We start from the raw sequence: 488 nt of genomic DNA, 5'->3' as shown, positions 1-488 counted from the left end.
TAGTGGATGAGATAGAGCGAATACGAGATATCGCCAAAGAAGATCAGCGTACGGTTATGACCACTTTCCGTGCGGTAACCCAGCATCACCGTGATGCTCATAATGGCCGCCGCCAGCCAGAAACCGCCATGCAGGCCAAACGGCTGCGGCCCAATCATCAGCGCTGTCGCAAACGCCAGTACCAGCCCCACCTGCAGTATTCTGCGTATCTGAGGATTCAGCTCAGGGAGCTTTTGTCTGACGATTAATTCAGCCAGCATCATCCCTAAGATAAACTCCATGCAGATGGTATTGCTGATAAGTTTGATCCACGCCTGCCACCAGTGCGTCACCGCCATATCAGGCGAAACCTGAGAGGAAAAGGTAAAACTGCCGTTGTAATACAGCTGAAAGCCCACGCTGGAGGCCAGAAAAATCAGTGCACACAGGAAGCTACGGTAGCGATAGTTTATGCACATCGCCACGGTGAACACGGCGTAGAACAGGAT

Annotated in this window: 1 protein-coding gene; it reads right to left on the bottom strand. The window is 52.0% G+C overall.

The window, feature by feature from the left end:
- Nucleotides 1–488: acyltransferase family protein (locus E1292_RS56390; protein WP_220447479.1), on the bottom strand; the 488-nt coding region annotated here is incomplete at both ends.

It is taken from the genome of Nonomuraea deserti, assembly GCF_004348685.1.
Classification (GTDB): domain Bacteria; phylum Actinomycetota; class Actinomycetes; order Streptosporangiales; family Streptosporangiaceae; genus Nonomuraea; species Nonomuraea deserti.
Note: the sequence above shows the minus strand (reverse complement) of the source record. Positions and strands in the feature narration are given on the sequence as shown.